The organism is Paenibacillus stellifer, from assembly GCF_000758685.1.
Lineage (GTDB): Bacteria > Bacillota > Bacilli > Paenibacillales > Paenibacillaceae > Paenibacillus_AQ > Paenibacillus_AQ stellifer.
Genome location: NZ_CP009286.1, coordinates 3,726,102 through 3,744,671, shown reverse-complemented (window position 1 = coordinate 3,744,671; position 18,570 = coordinate 3,726,102). Strand labels below are relative to the sequence as shown.

Genomic DNA, 18,570 nt, shown 5'->3' with positions numbered 1-18,570 from the left:
GCGATTATCCTTGATAATAATCATAATTGTAACGCAAATTTGAAAGCGAGGGAAGTCCGGTGGTAGAACGGGACCGATTGATATCGGAATTTATGGAGCTTGTCCAGGTGGACAGCGAGACAGGGAATGAGCGGAATATCGCCGATGTGCTCATCGGCAAGTTCAAGGCGCTCGGGCTGACGGCGGTTGAAGACGATTCGCAGCAGAGAACGGGACATGGAGCAGGGAACCTGATTGTCACGTGGGCTGCCGAGAAGACGGAGAATGCTCCCAAACTGCTGTTCACCTGCCATATGGATACCGTCGTTCCGGGACTGGGCATCAAGCCGGCGCTCGGCGAGGACGGCTGGATTACAAGCGACGGCACGACCATTCTGGGCGCCGATGACAAGGCTGGACTGGCCGCTCTCTTCGAAGGCATCCGGGTCGTCCAGGAACAGAACCTTCCGCATGGACAAATCCAGTTCGTCATTACAGCCGGAGAGGAATCCGGACTGCTCGGTTCGCGTTCGCTGGACCCCAAATATCTGGATGCGGACTTCGGCTTCGCGCTCGACTCGAACGGCGAGCTGGGGGCCATTGCGGTCGCCGCGCCTACGCAGGCGAAAATCACAATGCAGATCTTCGGCAAATCGGCCCATGCCGGCGTGAATCCTGAGGACGGCATCAGCGCCATCCAGGTGGCGGGCAAGGCAATTTCGGCGATGAAGCTTGGACGCATCGACAATGAGACGACTGCCAACATCGGCAAATTCGCAGGCGGCGGTCCGACGAATATCGTCTGCGACCATGTGCAGCTCGATGCGGAAGCGCGAAGCATCGTGCAGGAGAAGGTGGAGCGACAGATCGATTCCATGCGCGAAGCGCTGGAGACGACGGTTCGCGAGTATGGAGCGACCTGCGAGTTCCGCAGCGAGATCATTTACCCGGCGTTCAGCTTTAACGGAGAAGATCCCATCGTGCAGCTGGCCGAGCGGGCCATCGCATCGGTCGGCCTGACACCGAGAACCTTTCATTCGGGCGGCGGAAGCGACGCCAACGTATTCAACGGGCTGAACGTGCCGACGCTGAACCTCGCGATTGGGTATGAGAATATTCATACAACCAAGGAGCGGGTTAAGGCGGATGATATTGTCAGAGCGGCCGAGCTGGTAGTCGCGATTGTGCGGGAAAGCGCCAAGCCGCAGTAATTCTGCGAAAAGGAAGGCACCAAGTAGCCGCAATTTTGCGGGAAAGCGCCGAGCCGCTGTAATCTTGCAGAGTGGAAGGCATCAAACCGCCGCACATTTTACGGAGACGGACCGTATGATGCGATCCATCCCCAATAGTCAGCCGCACCCTGAACCGGAAGATTCATTTCCGGCCCAGGGTGCGGTTTTTACGTCGGATGGGAAATAACGGGCAAGCTAGAAGAACAGGTGCAGGCAGCGGTTTATGTTAAGGCAGGGTCAAGCTTTCTCCTGCGTGCGGAGCCGTCCCGAAGTCCCGCCGGATGATCGCCGGGCTGGCTGTGAGCGCTCATGACCAGCGAGTGACAATACGTACGACAGCGGCATATCCCTTCCGAATTTGCGCTGCAGCATACGAATCACCTCCAGAATTTCGTCCGGTTTTCCCTTCAGCAGCAGGCCGCTGCGCCCGGCCCCCGTGCCTTTCCCGTTCTTCATGTCCATTTCCTTCTTTCATCTGAAGTTTGCTATAATACACGGTATGCAGAGAAGCCGCAAAGGAGACCTGAAACTATGAAAGAACCGAATGCTGATATGAAAAAACAATGGCCTGCGAACCCCGCGCTGGACGAAACCTTTGTCTCGACGCAGCCCATTTTCTCCGGAAAAATCATCACGCTGCAGGTTGATACCGTCACTCTTCCCGATGGCGAAACGGCTACACGTGAGGTCGTAAAGCATCCCGGCGCGGTAGCGGTGCTGGCGCTTAACCGCGGCAAATTGCTTGTGGTGGAGCAGTACCGCCAGCCGATGGGGCGCACCGAGGTGGAGATTCCGGCAGGCAAGCTGGACCCCGGAGAAGATCCGAGGGATGCAGCTGCGCGCGAGCTTCGGGAAGAGACGGGATTTCACAGTGGTGACCTGTCGCTATTAAAATCCTTCTACACCTCGCCGGGATTTGCCGATGAAGTCATCCATCTCTATGTAACGGATAATGCGGAGGCCGGAGAGATGGCGCTGGATGAGGATGAGTTCCTGGAGGTGTCGGAGCTAACGCTGGAGGAAGCTTACCAATATATCGCGGACGGGCGCATTGCCGATGCCAAGACGATGATGGCCGTCTACGCCTGGCATTTGTACACGCTGACGGGGCAGTGGCACTGATGAATCGTAATGAATCCAAGTCTCTGCCCGGCGGCTTGGAGGACCGGAACGTACCTGCACTCTCAACATACTACTGCGACCTGCATGTCCATATCGGAAGGACCACATCGGGCCAGGCGGTCAAAATTAGCGGCAGCCGCGATCTGACCTTTGCAGGGATCGCGCGGGAAGCGTCAGAGCGGAAAGGAATCGGGCTCGTCGGCATTATCGACACCCATTCTCCGTCTGTGCAGCGCGATATGCTGGACTGCCTGCACAGCGGCGAGATGACAGAGGTTTCCGGCGGCGGCATTCGCTACCGGGACACGGCCATTCTACTCGGTGCCGAAATCGAGCTGCGGGAGCCGGGGCGGCGGGAATTTCATGTTCTGGCGTTCATGCCCGACCTGAGGGCGATGGAGGAGTTCAGCACATGGATGAGCCGCCATATGCGGAATGTGAATTTGAGCTCCCAGCGTATCTATGTGACACCGCGGGAGCTTCAGGCAGAAATTCTCGCAAGAGGCGGGCTGCTGATCCCGGCCCATATTTTCACCCCGCACAAAGGGCTGTACGGCTCCGCAACTAATCGGATGGCGGATGTGTTCGATCTTGACGGGATCGCGGCGGTGGAGTTGGGCTTAAGCGCGGATTCAGAGATGGCCGGTTATCTGTCTGAGCTTGAGCCATTCACGTTCCTGACGAACTCCGACGCGCATTCGCTCGGCAAGATCGGACGGGAGTACAACGAAATGACACTTACCACACCTTCCTTCACCGAATTTAAGCTGGCGCTCGAAGGCAGGGAGGGGAGAGGCGTCGCTGCCAACTACGGGCTGAATCCGCGTCTCGGCAAATATCACCGGACCTACTGCGCGGGCTGCGGCAGCATTATCGACGAAGCGTTCGTCACCTCACAGCGCTGTCCGTACTGCGGAAGCGTCAAGCTGGTTCAGGGCGTGCTGGACCGGATTATCAGCATCGCGGACCGCGAGCAGCCGAAGGTTCCGGGCAGCCGCCCGCCATACCGGTACCAGGTTCCCCTGGAATTCATTCCGGGGCTGGGGAAGGCGAAGATGAATGTGCTGCTGGAGGCCTTCGGCAGCGAGATGAACATCCTGCACCGGGCCGGAGTAGAGGAACTATCGGAGAAGGTCGGCGCCGATTTGGCGGATAAAATCGCCGCCGCCCGCTCCGGCACTCTGGAGCTGACCGCCGGAGGCGGCGGAACGTACGGGAAGGTAGCAGCGCCGCTTCATGAGCGTCCCTAGGGGCGCTCTTTTTCGTGGAATCTGGACGATACTTTGGAAGATGAAGCCTTACAGTCTTAGAGAATGAAGTCGGTTGCGGATCGGAATCGTGAACATAATTCATCGCATCTAATGAAGCATACCAACGGACAAGGCATAGGGCGGGACATCCTCTCATATGGTTGTAACAGAGACCAGGAGAGGAGAACATCCGATGCGGAACATGAGCCGTTCCTTGAAAGAGCAGACACCGCTCTATATGTTTGTCGCCATCCTGTTTCTGGTGGGTGTCGTCTTCGGCGCCCTGATCGTCAGCGCGCTGACGCTGGACCAGCAGCAGGATCTTGCCGATTATCTCGGCAATTTTTTCACAACCGTTGACCAGCAGGGACTGCCCGCCGCGCCGGAATCGTTCTGGAGCATCGCGGTGCTTCATTTAAAGTGGATCGGCCTGATCTGGGTGCTTGGCCTGTCGGTTATCGGACTGCCCGGCATTCTGGTGCTGGATTTCCTAAAAGGGCTGCTGATCGGTTTCACGGTCGGAACGCTTGTCAGCCAATATTCCTGGGACGGCCTGCTGTTCGCGCTCGTCTCCGTTGCGCCGCATAATCTGGTCGTGATCCCTGTGATTCTCGTATGCAGCGCGGCCGCGATCGGGTTCTCGCTGCTTATGATTCGCAGCAGGGTGACCGCACGGCGTTCCGTTCCGATCGGCAGACCTTTTGCGACCTATACGATGCTGTCTCTGGCCATGGCTGTAGTGCTGCTCGGCGTCGCCTCATTCGAGACGTATGTGACACCGGCGATGATGGGATGGGTAACGCCGCTGCTCGTCAAATAATCGTGGCTGGAGCGGGCCGAATCGCCAAGATTATCGGCACGCGTGAACATAATAAGCCTCCGCCATTTCTGGCGGAGGCTGTCGTGTTATTCAATATCAATGCTCCACTTGCCGTCAGCTTGAACCGAAATTACGTAGGTTCCCTCATACTCCAGTGTCTCTGCGGTAGACCCGGAATAGTTGCCGATTTCATTGGCAAGAGATATACCTTCGTTCAGATGGACAATGAAATTGGATTCCCCGGTATGCTTGAAGCTGAACCTTGTAAGCTTGGATTGGAGATTGACAAATACAACGTCATTCCCTTTGCCAGTCAATTGGGTCGGAGCGGTCTTGATAGCTGTTGGGACATTTTGTGTAATCTTGAATTTCCATGACCCTTCAGATTGGATCTTCAGCATGTATTTTCCGTCATCTTGAATGACCACGATGCTCTTGCCTTTGTATGGGCCAATTTCGTTGATGACATGATCTTCATCCTGACCGGATTCATCCAGGATGTGAACGATGAAATTCGAATCTCCCGAATCCGATGCATCGATCACGGCGAATCCCGAGTGGAGTTCAAAGAACTTCGTGGCTTGATCGCCTTTGCCGGTTAAGACGATAGGCTGATCCGCTTCAGGAGTCGGTTCCGGCTCCGGAGAAGGTGATGGCGACGGAGCCGGAGCTCTGAATGAAGGGACTATTTCGCCTAATTCTCCATATATCTTCGCCACGTTCTGAACATCTTCATCCTCCATCGATTCAGCAATTTCCAGATATTTGAACCGGACATCACCGATTTGATCTCTTGATTTCTCGCGTATGCTATCCGCTGTAGATTTGGATTTTTCCGTATTCCATTTATTGGTCCCGTATAATTCAAGGAAATCTTTAGTCTCCAGCAAAATGAGCTTCTTCTGCTTCTCCAGTTCCTGAGGGTCCGCTTCAGGGGCTTTCGATGGAGAGACGGAAACCGCCGGCGTGCTGACAGCGGTGGCGCTTGGCGATGGGCTGGCGGTTTGTTCGGCAGATGGATCAGCGGTAGAATTGCTGCAGCCACCGATTAATGCTGACAATAGAAATGCGAGTGTTACTAACCTCATTTTAGTAGAATCTTTCTTCACTTGTATCCCCCAGTTCCAATAATATACATAAAGTATAGGGGGACTGGGTATTTTTTACTAGGATATTTTTCGGAAAGGAGTATAGAATCACCAGTACCCTGATGCTAATGATCCGGCTTATATCCTATTTGTTGCTTGAACCCGTACCAGCTCCTCCGTCCGGCAGCACGGATGTTCCATCCTCATAGACCGGCCCTGCCGGGGAAGAGGAGGCTGCCCAATCCGCCTTGGCCTGGTTGAGCTTGTTCTGCATCTCCTGAAGCAGCTCATTCCGGATTTCATCGCGCAGCGTCACCAGATCCTGCCGGGTTACCGCTTGCTCCCTTTCGTCTCCGGCGGTGCTGGAGGCGGCATCTCCCTCCTTGACCCAACCACCTTCTCGAAGGATCTTCGTCTCTCCCGTAATCCGGTTCATCCGGACCGGATATTTGCCTTCCAGCTTGTCGTATTTATATAGCCCCGGATAGATCAGCAGGCCGAACAAAGCGATGATCAACAAGGCGAGCACCGCACGGCGCAGTTCTTTTTCCATCATTACATTCTCCTTTGCTGCAAAATATTTCTGTCATATCATTCCATTATAGGCTGCGCCCCGCACTCCGGCTGTGACTTTCTCTCTTCGCCCTGACGCGCGCCCCCGTAAGCAGAACACTTTAGCCAAAACGTTTGACTTCTCAAAGTTCCCGGACCTATAATGGGAGAAGCGGCTTTTAAAGAGAATAATCGCGCGTGTTCCTGGGGGGAGGGAGATTATGGAAGACCGGATCGACAAAATCAAACAACAGCTGCAGTCCCAAGGCTATAAACTGACACCCCAGCGGGAAGCGACTGTCCGCGTTCTCCTGGAGAACGAAGAGGATCATCTCAGCGCCGAAGATGTGTTCATGCTCGTTAAGGAAAAAGCTCCCGAAATCGGTCTCGCCACCGTATACCGTACTCTGGAACTCCTGAGTGAGCTTCATGTTGTGGAGAAGATCAATTTCGGAGACGGCGTTGCCCGTTACGACCTCCGGACGGATACGGCCAAGCATCACCATCATCATTTGATCTGCGTACAGTGCGGCAGCATGGATGAAATCCGGGAGGATTGGCTCGGTCCATTGGAAGAGAAGCTGGAGAACGAGTTCAATTTCTCGGTCATTGACCACCGGCTCGATTTTCACGGTATTTGCTACCGCTGCCGGGAGAAGAACAAGACGGACAGCAAGGCGGAATAATCCGCTGGCTATTGCCCGTTCAATGACGACAACCATTTCAGACCTTCCATGTTATTAGGGATAACGAAAGCTCTCCCGGCTCTGCCGGAGGGAGCTTTTTGGTTCTTTGCGGCTAACCGGGCTCTCGCCAAACCGCCAGGAGTGTACATAAGAACGACGGCAAACGCATAAAGTGAAGGACGGAGGGATGTCTATGGTCATTTCGCTGCCTAAAGCGCTTCGGCGCCTGATCTTTATTGTGATATTTGTCGCTTTTACCTGCCTGTTCTATAATATAATGGACCTGCTTCACCGGTGGATGGGTCCGATTCCCAATCCGGATATTCCGGAAGGATCTGCCGTTCGCGCATACACTGGCGTTAATCCGGCGGACGGGCAAATGAAAGCATCCCAGCGCCTGAAGCTGTACTATTGGTATGGGGAATAAGTCTCAGACAGGAATTGCATGGATGACTGCCGAATGAACAAAGAGAGGACGGTGCCGAGGGAAACGATGAAATCAGCGGTACAAGACTTTCTGGAGTATCTTTCCCGTGACAAAAATGCCTCGCCCCGGACCCTCGAATGCTACGGACGTGATATTTCACGATTTTTGGACTATGCGGCGGGACGGGGAGCGGAAATCCTGGAGGATATCCGCAGGCCGCTCATTTCGCTGTATTTTGGCGAGCTTCGGTCAGAAGGGCGTTCTGCGGCAACACTCAACCGGAACACGGTGTCGATCCGTGCCTTTTTTCATTTTTTGCTGAAGGAAGGCTTGATCTCGGGAGACCCCACTCTTGGAATGGAATCGGTTAAGGTGGAGAAAAAGCCGCCGCTCGTACTGAACATCGAAGAAGTGGAGGCTCTGCTTGCGGCTCCGGACCCTGGGACTCCCCAAGGACTGAGGGATAAGGCGATGCTCGAGCTGCTCTACGCATCCGGGATTCGCGTCTCGGAGCTAGTGATGCTGGATGTGAGCGATGTGCAGACCTCGATGGGGTTCGCGCGCTGCTCCGGCTCCGGTGGAAGGGAGCGGGTGGTTCCGATCGGCAGGGCCGCGTCGGAGACAGTGGAAGCGTATGTGCGGACAAGCCGGGACAAGCTTCTGCGGGGAGACGGGGAGATGGTGGAGCCAGCGCTGTTCCTGAACAATCTCGGAAGCCGGCTGACCCGTCAGGGCTTCTGGAAAATGATGAAGAGATACGCGAAAGAGGCGGGAATCCGCGAGGATATCACCCCCCACACACTGCGCGCTTCCTTCGCCTCTCATCTGCTCGAGCGAGGAGCCGACCTGCGCTCCGTTCAGCAAATGCTCGGCCATGCGGACATCTCGACGACCCAGATGTACGGCGGCGCCGCGCGCGGAAATATGAAAGAAGTGTATGAAAGACATCATCCCCGTGCACGTCCGCCCGGCTAGGGCGGCTGCAGTGGGACAAGCTTCCAAGCCGTCTTAAGCGTTAGTGAAGCATACATGAAGGAGCGTGGCATAAGTTGTCTACATTTGACAAGATCTGTTTTATCGTACTTGATAGCGTGGGAATCGGGGAAGCGCCCGACGCCGCTAGCTTCGGCGATGTTGGAGCCCATACACTGGGCCATATTCTGGAACGGAATCCGCAGCTCAAGCTGCCGAATATGCAGCATCTGGGACTTGGCAACATCGCCCCGCTGCCGCATCTGGAGCCGGTTCAGGCTCCGGAAGGCTACTATGGCAAAATGCAGGAGGTCTCCGTCGGCAAGGATACGATGACCGGCCACTGGGAGCTGATGGGCCTCAAGATCGAAATGCCGTTCAACACCTATCCGGACGGATTCCCGCAGGAGCTGATTACGAAGTTCGAAGAGGCTACCGGCCGCAAGGTGCTCGGCAACAAGCCAGCCTCTGGAACGGAGATTCTGGTCGAATTCGGCGAGGAGCAGATGAAGACGGGCGCCTGGATCGTCTACACATCCGCCGACAGCGTATTTCAGCTGGCTGCCCATGAGGATATTATTCCGCTGGACGAGCTGTACAAGGCATGCCATATCGCCAGAGAGCTGACGATGGCGCCGGAATTCTCGGTCGGCCGCGTCATTGCCCGCCCGTATGTCGGACAGCCGGGCAGCTTCACCCGCACTCCGAACCGGCATGATTATGCCGTGAAGCCGCCGGAGCCGACCGTCATGAACGCGCTGGCGGATATCGGCCGCGATGTCATTGCTGTCGGCAAAATCAATGATATTTTCACAGGTGAAGGCGTTACGGAAGCTTACCCGACGAAGAGCAACGAACACGGCATCGAAGTCACGCTGGAACATCTGCGCAAGCCGTTTAACGGCCTGCTCTTCACGAATCTGGTCGATTTCGATTCCCTGTATGGACACCGCCGCGATCCGGAAGGCTACGGACGCGCGCTGGAGGTGTTCGACAAGGCGCTGCCGGATCTCATGTCCTCGCTCGGCGAGAATGATCTGCTGATCGTGTCAGCTGACCACGGCAATGATCCCGTGCACAGCGGGACAGACCATACCCGCGAATATGTGCCGCTTCTCGTCTACTCGCCGCGCTTCAAATCGCCGGGCAGTCTAGGAGTGCGTTCCACCTTCTCCGACGTTGCAGCCACGATTGCCGAGAACTTTGGCGCCAAGGCTCCGGCTTACGGAACCAGCTTTCTTCAGGAACTGAAATAAGGAGGATTACAGATGAAGGATTCAATCAGCCTAGGCTCCATCCAGGAAGCGGCGGCCTATATCAAGAGCAAGGGCGCCGGAACGCCCGACATCGGACTTATTCTCGGATCGGGGCTCGGTATTCTGGCCGATCTGATCAAAGACGGCATCAGCATTCCCTACCACGATATTCCTCATTTTCCCGTATCGACGGTGGAAGGGCATGAAGGCGAACTGCTGATCGGCACGATAGAGGGCCGCAAGGTCGTCATGATGAAGGGCCGCTTCCATATGTATGAGGGCTACGGCCCCGAGACGACGGCGTTCCCCGTTCGTGTTATGAAGGAGCTTGGCGTGAAGAGCCTGCTCGTTACGAACGCCGCCGGCGGCGTGAACACCGGTTACACGCCAGGGGATCTGATGCTTCTTACCGACCATCTCAACCTGACCGGCCGCAATCCGCTCATCGGACCGAATGATCCGGAGCTTGGCGTGCGTTTCCCGGACATGTCGGAGCCTTACAGCCGCCGGCTGCTTCAGGCGGCGAGAGATGTAGCGAAGGAACAGAACTTCACCTTTAGAGAAGGCGTCTACGCAGGTCTTCTGGGACCTACTTACGAGACGCCGGCAGAGATCGTTATGCTGCGCCGTCTGGGCGCCGATGCGGTCGGCATGTCGACTGTCTCGGAGACGATCGTCGCCCGCCATGCAGGCATCGAGGTGCTCGGCATTTCCTGTATCACGAACATGGCTGCCGGCATTCTAAATCAGCCGTTGTCCCATGACGAGGTTATGGAGACGGCTGAACGGGTTCGCGAGACGTTCCTGGGCCTTGTGCTTGCGCTCATTCCGAAGATGTAAGTGAGCTTAATTCCAAATATCCGGGAGGGAATCCATTATGACACAATCCGCAAGCAATGCGCCTGAGGTTCTGGCATACGGCGCACAGGTTAAAGAAGCCGCCGATTATATCGCGTCCAAGCTTGGCCCCTTCAAGCCGGTTATCGGCTTGATCCTCGGCTCCGGCCTCGGCGATCTGGGAGACCAGATCGAAGATGCCGTATACCTGCCTTATGAAGAGATTCCCCATTTTCCGCGTTCCACCGTTGAAGGACATGCCGGACGCTTCGTTATCGGCAAGCTGGAAGGCAAGGATGTCATGATCATGCAGGGCCGCTTTCATTACTATGAAGGCTACGCCATGCGCAAGGTCGTGCTTCCCGTCTATGTCATGGCCAAGCTGGGCATCGGCACGCTTGTCATTACGAACGCGGGCGGCGGCATGAACCGCGCCTTCAAGGCCGGCGACCTCATGCTGATCACCGACCATCTCAACATGACGGGAGACAACCCGCTGATCGGACCGAATGATCCCGAGCTCGGCGTCCGCTTCCCGGACATGTCCCGTGCTTACGATCCGGAGTATATCGCGCTTGCCAAACGCCTTGCTCCCGAAATCAAGGGAGCGGACGGCGAAAGCCTGACGCTGCAGGAAGGCGTATACGCCGGCATCAGCGGCCCGACCTATGAGACGCCTGCTGAACTTAAGATGCTGGCGCTGCTTGGCGGGGACGCGGTCGGCATGTCCACGGTTCCCGAAGTCATCGTGGCGAGCCACAGCCGCCAGCGTGTGCTTGGCATTACCTGTATCACCGACATGGCGATCGGCGACGAGCTGGAGCCGCTGACGCATGAGCAGGTCGTGAAGGTTGCGAACCTGACCAAGCCGAAGTTCATCGGACTTGTCCGCGCATTCGTCCGCGAGGTAAGTCTCTAATATGAGAGCGGTCGACATCATTCAGAAGAAAAGAGACGGCGGGGAGCTGAGCAGGGAGGAGATCGCCTTTCTGGTTCAGGGCTACAGCCGGGGAGAAATCCCGGATTATCAAATGTCGGCCTGGGCTATGGCCGTCTACTTTCAGGGGATGAACGCCCGCGAGACCGGCGATCTGACGCTGGAGATGGCGATGTCAGGCGATCAGGTGGACCTCAGCCCCATCGCGGGCATCAAGGTGGACAAGCATTCCACCGGCGGAGTCGGCGACAAGACGACGGTCGTCCTGGCGCCGCTTGTCGCTTCAGCCGGTGTGCCTGTCGCCAAGATGTCGGGGCGCGGCCTCGGCCATACCGGCGGCACGCTCGACAAGCTGGAGTCCATCTCCGGCCTGACCGTCGAGATGGACCAGAGCCGCTTCTTCGCCCAGGTCGGCGAAATCGGCGTAGCTGTCATCGGCCAGTCGGGGAACATCACCCCGGCCGACAAGAAGCTGTACGCGCTGCGGGACGTAACCGCAACTGTGGATTCCATTCCGCTCATCGCCAGCTCCGTCATGAGCAAGAAGATCGCCGCCGGCGCAGACGCCATCGTGCTCGATGTGAAGACCGGCAGCGGCGCGTTCATGAAGACGCTGAACGATTCCATCGCGCTGGCCAAGGCGATGGTGGACATCGGTACCCAACTCGGCCGGCACACCGTTGCGGTTATCAGCGATATGGATCAGCCGCTCGGATACGGCATCGGCAACGCGCTGGAGGTCAGAGAGGGGATCGACACGCTGCGCGGCAGCGGACCGGCCGACCTGACCGAGGTCTGCCTCATTCTCGGCAGCCAGATGCTCGTGCTGGGCGGCAAAGCCAAGGATACGGACGAAGCCCGCAGCATCCTGAAGGCCCGCCTGGAAGACGGCAGCGCCCTTGCGAAGCTGAAGGCGCTCGTAACGGCGCAGGGCGGAGACGCTTCGCAGATCGACGACCCCGCGAAGCTGCCGGCCGCAAGCCGGCAGGTGGAGGTTAAGGCGGCGGCAGAAGGCCATATCGAGGCCATTCAAGCCGAGGAAATCGGCATTGCCGCCATGCTGCTCGGCGCGGGACGGGAGACGAAGGAGTCGCAGATCGACCTCGCCGTCGGTATCGTACTGGCGAAGAAGGTCGGAGACGCAGTGTCTGAGGGCGAGACGCTAGCCGTCCTGCACCTGAACGATGCCTCTGAGGCCAAGGTTAAAGAGGCCGAGTCCAAGGTGCTGGAGGCGTACCGGATTACGAGTCAGCCGGTAACGCCGGCGCCGCTCGTCTACGCCATCGTGACCAAGGAAGGCGTGACCCGATTCTAGAGAGCGGGGCCGCTTGCAGGCCCGGCAGTGTTCATCTCCCGGAGGCCGGTCAGGGTTAGCCGGGTAACAAACGGGACCTGCCCGCCGCTCGCGGGAACCCGCAGCAGAATCAGGGATGCAGCACATCCCATAACGAAGTTAAGGCCGGGTTAAGCTCTATGCTTAACCCGGCCTTTTGCATAGTAACAGCAATATGTTGCCATTTAACCTTATTTCACCACAACTGTGAAGCTGACAATCGGCTCCTTGGCATTAGAGCCAGCCGTATAAGGGCTATACAGCGTGACGATGTACGTTCCCGGTCCTTGCTCCGGCTTGATCCGTATCGAGAAGCTGCCGTCCTCGGCCAGCGGAGCACTGACGGCCTTGCTCTCTCTGCCCCCGGCAGGGCGGGTGGTTAGATATAGCCTGGTCACACCGCTTGCCGCGTTCGTCAGGGTCCCGCGCAGATCGGCATAGCTGTCTGTCTCCGCATAGCCGGCCGGCCAGACGGTTCCATCAGCGGTAACAAGCGACAGGTCCAGCTTCCACCCGTCAAAGGACGGACTGCCGCTGTAGCGGAAATCAATATCCGCTGGCTGAAGGTCGGCCCGGATCGGGATGCTGTTGATGATCCGCCCGGTGGTGGCATCCCGGTATACAAACTCGTTGTTTCCGGGAAGCAGAGGAATGCTGACTTTGTGCAGGGCGTATTTTAATCCGTTATAGCCCTGAGGCGGTTTGCTCGATACATAGCTGTATGAGTCAAAAGCGCCGAACCGGCTGTTCTCATAGGAGAAGCCGCCTATTCCGAACATCGTCACCTGGAGGCTGCTGCCGGTTACCTCCGGCTGCTTATAATTGGTGTACCAACTGCTGTACTGGAGTGTTCCCGACTTCGATGCCCCATCGAAGTCATAAGCAACTTTGAACTGCCGCTGCAGGAAACTGAGCGGGACGAGAATCGTTCCGCCGCTTCGCAGAACTTTGATGGAGTCGACCTTCTCATTTTTCCGGTACACCGTCCCTGTTCTTACATCCAGCCTCAATTCGTTCACATACCCGTTCTCCGCGAAGTAGACGGAATGCTCCGAAGGAACGCTCTGCATTTGCCCTTGGATAAAAGAGACGGCATCCTTCAGCGGAAAATACGGGACGGAGCCGGACATAATCGGGGCTGCGCTCAGCTTAATCTGTTCGTTCTCCCGCTTGCGCAGCGCCGAAGCCGTTCCGGGGCGGAATGTCAGCTCATCCTCGTAAGGAACCAGCACGACATCCGCCTCATCCAGCAAATTAATAACCGGTCTGTAGCTGGTTAACACGGACAGGAAATCGCGGAGAGATGTGCGGGCTGACAGGGTATACCCTGTTGCCTGATCAAAAGTCCAATAGGCGGAATAGACTGCCTTGGCGCCGCTTCCCGAAATCTGGATCACCCCTGTGACATCATTCGAGAGCGGTGTCGCGAATTTGAATGCCTGTGTCCAGAACTGAACCAGCTTTTGCTTGCTGCCGGAGGTTCCCGCCGCCGCTTCATCGGCGTACACGGTCCAGCCGTTCTTCGTCAGCAGCTTGACGCTGCCTTGCGGCATGGTTCCGCTGTATGCCGAGGCCGATGTCTCGAACAGTGTGTTGCCGGACGCGCGGAATGCAGCGGCTCCGGGCAGTGAAGATGCCGAAGAGGGCTTCAAGCCGCTTTTGTACAGCTGGACCTTATAGCCGTCGGTAGTCAGCTTGCTCGCGATTCCGTAGTAAGACAGGCCTGCATCAGGCAGGCGCGTCGGCAGGTAAGCTTTCACTTGGCTCTCTTTGTACAGCTTGCTTGCCAACTGCTCCCATAGGCTGCGATAGCCGAAGCCAGGGTCCAGTACGACTTTCGCTTCCGGCTTAGTACCATCTTCAGCGGATGCCGGTCCTGCCCATAAGCCGGATACCAGACCGGCCAGCAGCAGCAGCTTCACACCAAGCCCGAGAATTTGCCTCGTTGTATTCTTTTCTTGCCTAACCTCATGATGCCGAATCATTCTTCTACCTCCCCAATCCTTCTTTTTCCAGAATGCTCTGATGTCTAGACGCGTTTCATTGCCAAAAGTTTCAAGAAGCAATTCGGGCATCCTGATCATCCTGATCATCACCGCAACCCTTGCCGGAATAATTCCCTTCATTTCTGACAAAACTGGAACACAGTACCTGTGATAAAGGTAAACGCTCAGGAGGGGAATTGGAATGAAGAAATGTCTCATTGCTGTGCTGGCGCTCTGTATACTGCTGGGGGTGCTCAGTCCCGTTTCGGTGTTCGCGGAGGAGAAAGGCCAGAAACCCGGAAGCGCGGCGCCCGATCTGGCATCCCAGGCCCGCTCGGCGATTCTGATGGATGCCGGGACGGGAACGGTAATCTACGAGAAGAACAGCCACGACAAGTTGCCTCCGGCCAGCATTACGAAGATTATGACGATGCTGCTGACCGTCGAGGCGATCGACGGGGGCACGCTGAAGCTCACGGACAAGGTGCGGACGAGCGAATATGCCGCCTCGATGGGAGGCTCGCAAATCTTTCTGGAGCCTGGCGAGGAAATGACCGTCGACGATATGTTGAAGGGCATCGCGATGGCCTCGGGCAACGACGCGTCGGTCGCGATGGCCGAGAAACTGGCCGGTTCGGAGAGCGCTTTTGTCGACCTGATGAATAAGCGGGCGGAAGAGCTGGGGCTGAAGGACACGCATTTTGCCAACTGTAACGGTCTGCCGACCAAGGATCACTACTCCTCCGCCCATGACATCGCCGTTATGAGCCGGGAGCTGCTGAAGCATCCGCAAATTATTAAATACACGGGCTCCTATCAGGACTATTTGCGCAAGGACACCCCCAAGCCTTTCTGGCTGGTGAACACGAACAAGCTGGTGCGCTTCTACACAGGCGCGGACGGCCTCAAGACCGGATATACGTCGGAAGCCAAGTTCTGCCTCTCCGCCACCGCTTCCAAGGATGGGCTGCGGGCGATCGCGGTTGTGCTGGGCGAGCCGAACACCAAGACGCGCAATAGTGAAGTGTCGGGCATGTTCGATTATCTGTTCTCCCAGTACAAGGTGCATACGATTCACAAGACCGGAGACACGCTGGGAACCCTCAAGATCGAGAAGGGCGTCAAGCGCGAGCTGCCGATTGTAGCTCAGGAGAACTATACGCTGCTGCTGAAAAAAGGAATTGCCCAGGAGGGCATCCGGCATGAGACGGTGATCCTGGATAAGGTGAAAGCCCCGATTGCCAAAGGTCAAACGATCGGCAAGCTGGTCGTCTACCAGGGAACTACCGTCGTGAAGGAATATGAGCTCAAGGCGCCGGAAGCGGTCGCCAAAGCGGGCTGGTGGAAGCTGTTCAAGCGGACCACGGGTTCCATGTTCTCGATGGGCTGACAGGGTATAGACAGACTTTCGATAACCCGGTACTCCGGGTAAAAGAAAGAGACAAAAGAAACGCTGCGCGTCCGCCAAGGATGCGAATGCAGCGTTTCTTTTTTTGCCTCGAACAAGTATATCTCTCTATAAAACTGTCAACACTGGATAACAGATTATTATGATTACACGGGCAAAATGGGGAATCCGGGCTGTTCGTTGCGGATGTTGTCCTTCATTCTTGTAGATACTTGAGAGATTTCTTCTAGTTTTGTCGGCAGGCAGGAGTCCCCCGCAGCGGCGTAGAAATCGTTGTCCGAAAGGTGCCGCGAGGGGCGCCTGATAGCCGCTTCCAAAGCAGCGAAGAGGAGAGTGACGATTATGAATTCCCATGTGCAAATGGAGCAACACCGCGGAGTGCTGGTCGTGCGCCTGACAGGCGAGCTGGATCATCATGCCGCCGATTATGTAAGAATGGATCTGGATGAAGCGATTCTGCGCCGGCAGGTGGAGCATCTCGTTCTGAATCTGAAGGACCTTCAGTTCATGGACAGCTCCGGTCTAGGCGTCATTCTGGGAAGGTACAAGCTGATTCGCGGCAAGGGAGGCAAAATGGTGCTCTGCGACGCCAATCCGGCGGTCCGCCGGCTGCTCGATATGTCGGGCCTGTTAAAAATCATGTCTCTATATGACAGTGAGGATTCAGCGCTTACAGATCTGGAGGTGGCGTTATGAGCATGGAGCCGTCCAAAAATGTAATGAGCGTCCAGTTCGCCGCATTGTCGGAGAACGAATCGTTCGCCCGCGTCGTTGTAGCAGCCTTCGTGACCCGGCTTGATCCGACTATAGATGAGCTTAACGATTTGAGAACCGTCGTCTCCGAGGCGGTGACCAACTGCATCATCCACGGCTATGATAGCGATCCGAATGGGGTTGTCTATATCTCGGCGGCAATTGAGGGTGAAACCGTAAGCCTGACCATTGAGGACAAGGGGCGGGGGATCGAGGATCTGGAGCTGGCGCAGCAGCCGCTGTATACATCGAAGCCGGAGCTTGAGCGCTCGGGCATGGGCTTCACCATCATGGAGAACTTCATGGATGAATTCGAAGTGAGCAGCGAGCCGGGACGGGGAACCACCATCCGGATGAAGAAGACGATTGTCTCAAAAAAAGCGCTATTTAACTAGGGGATGGAGCTATGGATGCGGAATCAAAGAAAGCTCCGCCGACCTATTTGGACGATGCGGAGGTCAAACGGCTGATCGCGCTCAGCCAGGCCGGAGACACGACGGCCCGGGACACGCTGGTCGGCTGCAATATCAGGCTCGTCTGGTCGGTTGTGCAGCGGTTCATGAACCGGGGCTATGAGCCCGACGACCTGTTCCAGATCGGCTGCATCGGCCTGCTCAAGTCCGTGGACAAGTTCGATCTCAGCTACGATGTGAAGTTCTCTACCTATGCCGTGCCGATGATTATCGGCGAGATCCAGCGCTTCCTGAGAGACGACGGGACGCTGAAGGTGAGCCGTTCGCTGAAGGAGATGGCGAACAAGGTGCGCAAGATGAAGGATGAGATGTCCAAGACGCTGGACCGGCTGCCGACGATCGGCGAAGTTGCCGAGGCGCTGGGCGTCACGCCTGAGGACATCGTTTTTGCACAGGAAGCGAACAAGCCGCCGGCTTCGATCCATGAGACGGTGTTCGAGAATGACGGCGATCCAATCACCCTGATCGACCAGATCGCCGACGATTCCCAGGAGAAGTGGTTCGACAAGCTGGCGCTGAGCGAGGCCATCGGCTCTCTGACCGAGAGAGAGCGTCTCATTGTCTATCTGCGCTATTACCGCGACCAGACCCAATCCGAGGTCGCGAGCCGTCTCGGCATCTCCCAGGTGCAGGTGTCGAGGCTGGAGAAGAAAATTTTGCAGAACATCAAGGAGCAGATCGCCCAGTGAAGTCCGGCTTGGGCCAAGTTCATACCCGCAGGCTGGCTGCCTTCTATGAAGGACGCCGCCCTGCGGTTTTTTCATTTATGGGATGAATCCGAATGGAGAATTGGATTTAATTAACTTGAACGGGTATGCTATGATGATAGAAAATCCTGGACTAGAAATGGAGAGTGGAGTTATGAAAGAAGAACTGGCGAAAGCGTTGAACGAGCAGTTGAATTTTGAGTTTTACTCGGCGCATGTCTATCTGGCGATGGCGGCTTATTGTTCGGGCGAAAGTCTGGACGGCTTTGCCAATTTTTTTCTGATTCAGGCGGAAGAAGAGCGGTTCCATGCCATGAAGATCTACCGCTTCCTCAATGACCGGGGCCTGCGGGCTACGCTTGCGGCACTGCCGGAGCCGAAGAATGATTATTCATCGGTTCTGGACGCGTTTGAGCACGGATATGCCCATGAGCAGCAAAATACGGGCAAATTCTATAACCTGACCGACCTTGCGCTGGAGACGCGCGAGCATGCCACCATGTATTTTCTGAAATGGTTCGTGGACGAGCAGGTGGAGGAAGAATCGCTGTTCAGCACCATTATCGAGAAGCTGAAGCGGATCGACAAGGACAGCAACGCTTTCTACATGATGGACGCCGAGTTTGCGGCGCGCACATTCACACCGCCTGCCGAATAGAGCAGATTCGCGGCAAGCAGCCTTTGATATTCATTTCAAATATTCATTTCAATATGGAATCCGAGCAGCCCGGACATTTGTGTCCGGGCTTATTT

General features: G+C 56.4%; 21 protein-coding genes. 16 read left to right on the top strand and 5 right to left on the bottom strand.

Annotated elements, in window-relative coordinates; all coding sequences use genetic code 11:
- Positions 1-59 precede the first annotated feature (59 nt).
- The gene (locus PSTEL_RS17315) at positions 60-1,190 is read left to right on the top strand and encodes a M20/M25/M40 family metallo-hydrolase (RefSeq protein WP_038697215.1); all 1,131 of its coding nucleotides are present in this window, start codon (positions 60-62) and stop codon (positions 1,188-1,190) included.
- Positions 1,191-1,448: 258 nt separating this feature from the next.
- Here the strand turns inward: PSTEL_RS17315 and PSTEL_RS17310 are convergent, their stop codons facing one another.
- Positions 1,449-1,667, bottom strand: coding sequence for a hypothetical protein (locus PSTEL_RS17310; RefSeq protein ID WP_038697213.1), 219 nt, complete (start codon positions 1,665-1,667; stop codon positions 1,449-1,451).
- Between the two features lie 75 nt (positions 1,668-1,742).
- Between PSTEL_RS17310 and PSTEL_RS17305 the strand changes: the two genes are divergently transcribed.
- The 3 genes from PSTEL_RS17305 (at position 1,743) to spoIIM (ending at position 4,403) form a co-directional block, all read left to right on the top strand.
- Entirely contained in the window at positions 1,743-2,333 is a 591-nt protein-coding gene (locus PSTEL_RS17305; protein WP_038697211.1) for an NUDIX hydrolase, read from the top strand.
- Positions 2,333-3,583 carry an endonuclease Q family protein gene (locus PSTEL_RS17300; RefSeq protein WP_179944905.1) on the top strand — a complete coding sequence of 417 codons (1,251 nt, stop codon included), beginning with the start codon at positions 2,333-2,335 and terminating at the stop codon, positions 3,581-3,583. Before PSTEL_RS17305 ends, PSTEL_RS17300 begins: the two co-directional genes overlap by 1 nt.
- Positions 3,584-3,776: 193 nt before the next feature.
- Positions 3,777-4,403, top strand: coding sequence for a stage II sporulation protein M (spoIIM, locus tag PSTEL_RS17295; protein WP_038697209.1), 627 nt, complete (start codon positions 3,777-3,779; stop codon positions 4,401-4,403).
- 86 nt (positions 4,404-4,489) lie between these two features.
- Here the strand turns inward: spoIIM and PSTEL_RS26390 are convergent, their stop codons facing one another.
- Together PSTEL_RS26390 and PSTEL_RS17285 are read right to left on the bottom strand one after the other, a co-directional pair.
- Positions 4,490-5,491 (bottom strand): hypothetical protein, encoded by a 1,002-nt coding sequence (locus PSTEL_RS26390; protein ID WP_169744596.1) that lies wholly within the window; start codon positions 5,489-5,491, stop codon positions 4,490-4,492.
- A 145-nt stretch (positions 5,492-5,636) separates the two neighbouring features.
- Positions 5,637-6,047, bottom strand: a complete 411-nt coding sequence (locus tag PSTEL_RS17285; RefSeq protein ID WP_156995896.1) for a hypothetical protein — start codon at positions 6,045-6,047, stop codon at positions 5,637-5,639.
- A 217-nt stretch (positions 6,048-6,264) separates the two neighbouring features.
- Between PSTEL_RS17285 and fur the strand changes: the two genes are divergently transcribed.
- From fur to PSTEL_RS17250, 7 genes are all read left to right on the top strand, one after another.
- Entirely contained in the window at positions 6,265-6,729 is a 465-nt protein-coding gene (gene fur, locus PSTEL_RS17280; RefSeq protein ID WP_038697205.1) for a ferric iron uptake transcriptional regulator, read from the top strand.
- A 187-nt stretch (positions 6,730-6,916) separates the two neighbouring features.
- Positions 6,917-7,156 (top strand): DUF4227 family protein, encoded by a 240-nt coding sequence (locus PSTEL_RS17275; protein WP_038697203.1) that lies wholly within the window; start codon positions 6,917-6,919, stop codon positions 7,154-7,156.
- 66 nt (positions 7,157-7,222) lie between these two features.
- The gene (gene xerD, locus PSTEL_RS17270) at positions 7,223-8,131 is read left to right on the top strand and encodes a site-specific tyrosine recombinase XerD (RefSeq protein WP_038701152.1); all 909 of its coding nucleotides are present in this window, start codon (positions 7,223-7,225) and stop codon (positions 8,129-8,131) included.
- A 74-nt stretch (positions 8,132-8,205) separates the two neighbouring features.
- On the top strand, positions 8,206-9,384 hold the full coding sequence (gene deoB, locus PSTEL_RS17265; RefSeq protein WP_038697201.1) for a phosphopentomutase: 1,179 nt from the start codon (positions 8,206-8,208) through the stop codon (positions 9,382-9,384).
- Positions 9,385-9,396: 12 nt separating this feature from the next.
- Positions 9,397-10,224 (top strand): purine-nucleoside phosphorylase, encoded by an 828-nt coding sequence (locus PSTEL_RS17260; RefSeq protein ID WP_038697199.1) that lies wholly within the window; start codon positions 9,397-9,399, stop codon positions 10,222-10,224.
- Positions 10,225-10,261: 37 nt separating this feature from the next.
- Positions 10,262-11,140, top strand: coding sequence for a purine-nucleoside phosphorylase (locus PSTEL_RS17255; protein WP_052098613.1), 879 nt, complete (start codon positions 10,262-10,264; stop codon positions 11,138-11,140).
- 1 nt (position 11,141) lies between these two features.
- The gene (locus PSTEL_RS17250; RefSeq protein ID WP_038697197.1) at positions 11,142-12,473 is read left to right on the top strand and encodes a pyrimidine-nucleoside phosphorylase; all 1,332 of its coding nucleotides are present in this window, start codon (positions 11,142-11,144) and stop codon (positions 12,471-12,473) included.
- Here the strand turns inward: PSTEL_RS17250 and PSTEL_RS28730 are convergent.
- Positions 12,470-12,604, bottom strand: coding sequence for a hypothetical protein (locus tag PSTEL_RS28730; protein WP_281176716.1), 135 nt, complete (start codon positions 12,602-12,604; stop codon positions 12,470-12,472). The two genes, PSTEL_RS17250 and PSTEL_RS28730, sit on opposite strands and share 4 nt — an antisense overlap.
- A gap of 78 nt (positions 12,605-12,682) precedes the next feature.
- Positions 12,683-14,476 (bottom strand): hypothetical protein, encoded by a 1,794-nt coding sequence (locus PSTEL_RS17245; RefSeq protein WP_038697195.1) that lies wholly within the window; start codon positions 14,474-14,476, stop codon positions 12,683-12,685.
- A gap of 202 nt (positions 14,477-14,678) precedes the next feature.
- Between PSTEL_RS17245 and PSTEL_RS17240 the strand changes: the two genes are divergently transcribed.
- The 5 genes from PSTEL_RS17240 (at position 14,679) to PSTEL_RS17220 (ending at position 18,475) form a co-directional block, all read left to right on the top strand.
- Positions 14,679-15,866, top strand: a complete 1,188-nt coding sequence (locus tag PSTEL_RS17240) for a D-alanyl-D-alanine carboxypeptidase family protein (protein ID WP_038697193.1) — start codon at positions 14,679-14,681, stop codon at positions 15,864-15,866.
- 360 nt (positions 15,867-16,226) lie between these two features.
- On the top strand, positions 16,227-16,580 hold the full coding sequence (gene spoIIAA, locus PSTEL_RS17235; protein ID WP_038697191.1) for an anti-sigma F factor antagonist: 354 nt from the start codon (positions 16,227-16,229) through the stop codon (positions 16,578-16,580).
- Entirely contained in the window at positions 16,577-17,032 is a 456-nt protein-coding gene (gene spoIIAB, locus PSTEL_RS17230) for an anti-sigma F factor (RefSeq protein WP_038697188.1), read from the top strand. Before spoIIAA ends, spoIIAB begins: the two co-directional genes overlap by 4 nt.
- Positions 17,033-17,043: 11 nt before the next feature.
- Entirely contained in the window at positions 17,044-17,799 is a 756-nt protein-coding gene (gene sigF, locus PSTEL_RS17225; protein WP_038697186.1) for an RNA polymerase sporulation sigma factor SigF, read from the top strand.
- Positions 17,800-17,971: 172 nt separating this feature from the next.
- A complete protein-coding gene (locus tag PSTEL_RS17220) occupies positions 17,972-18,475 on the top strand; it encodes a ferritin (protein WP_038697184.1) in 504 nt (167 codons plus the stop codon).
- Positions 18,476-18,570: the final 95 nt, after the last annotated feature.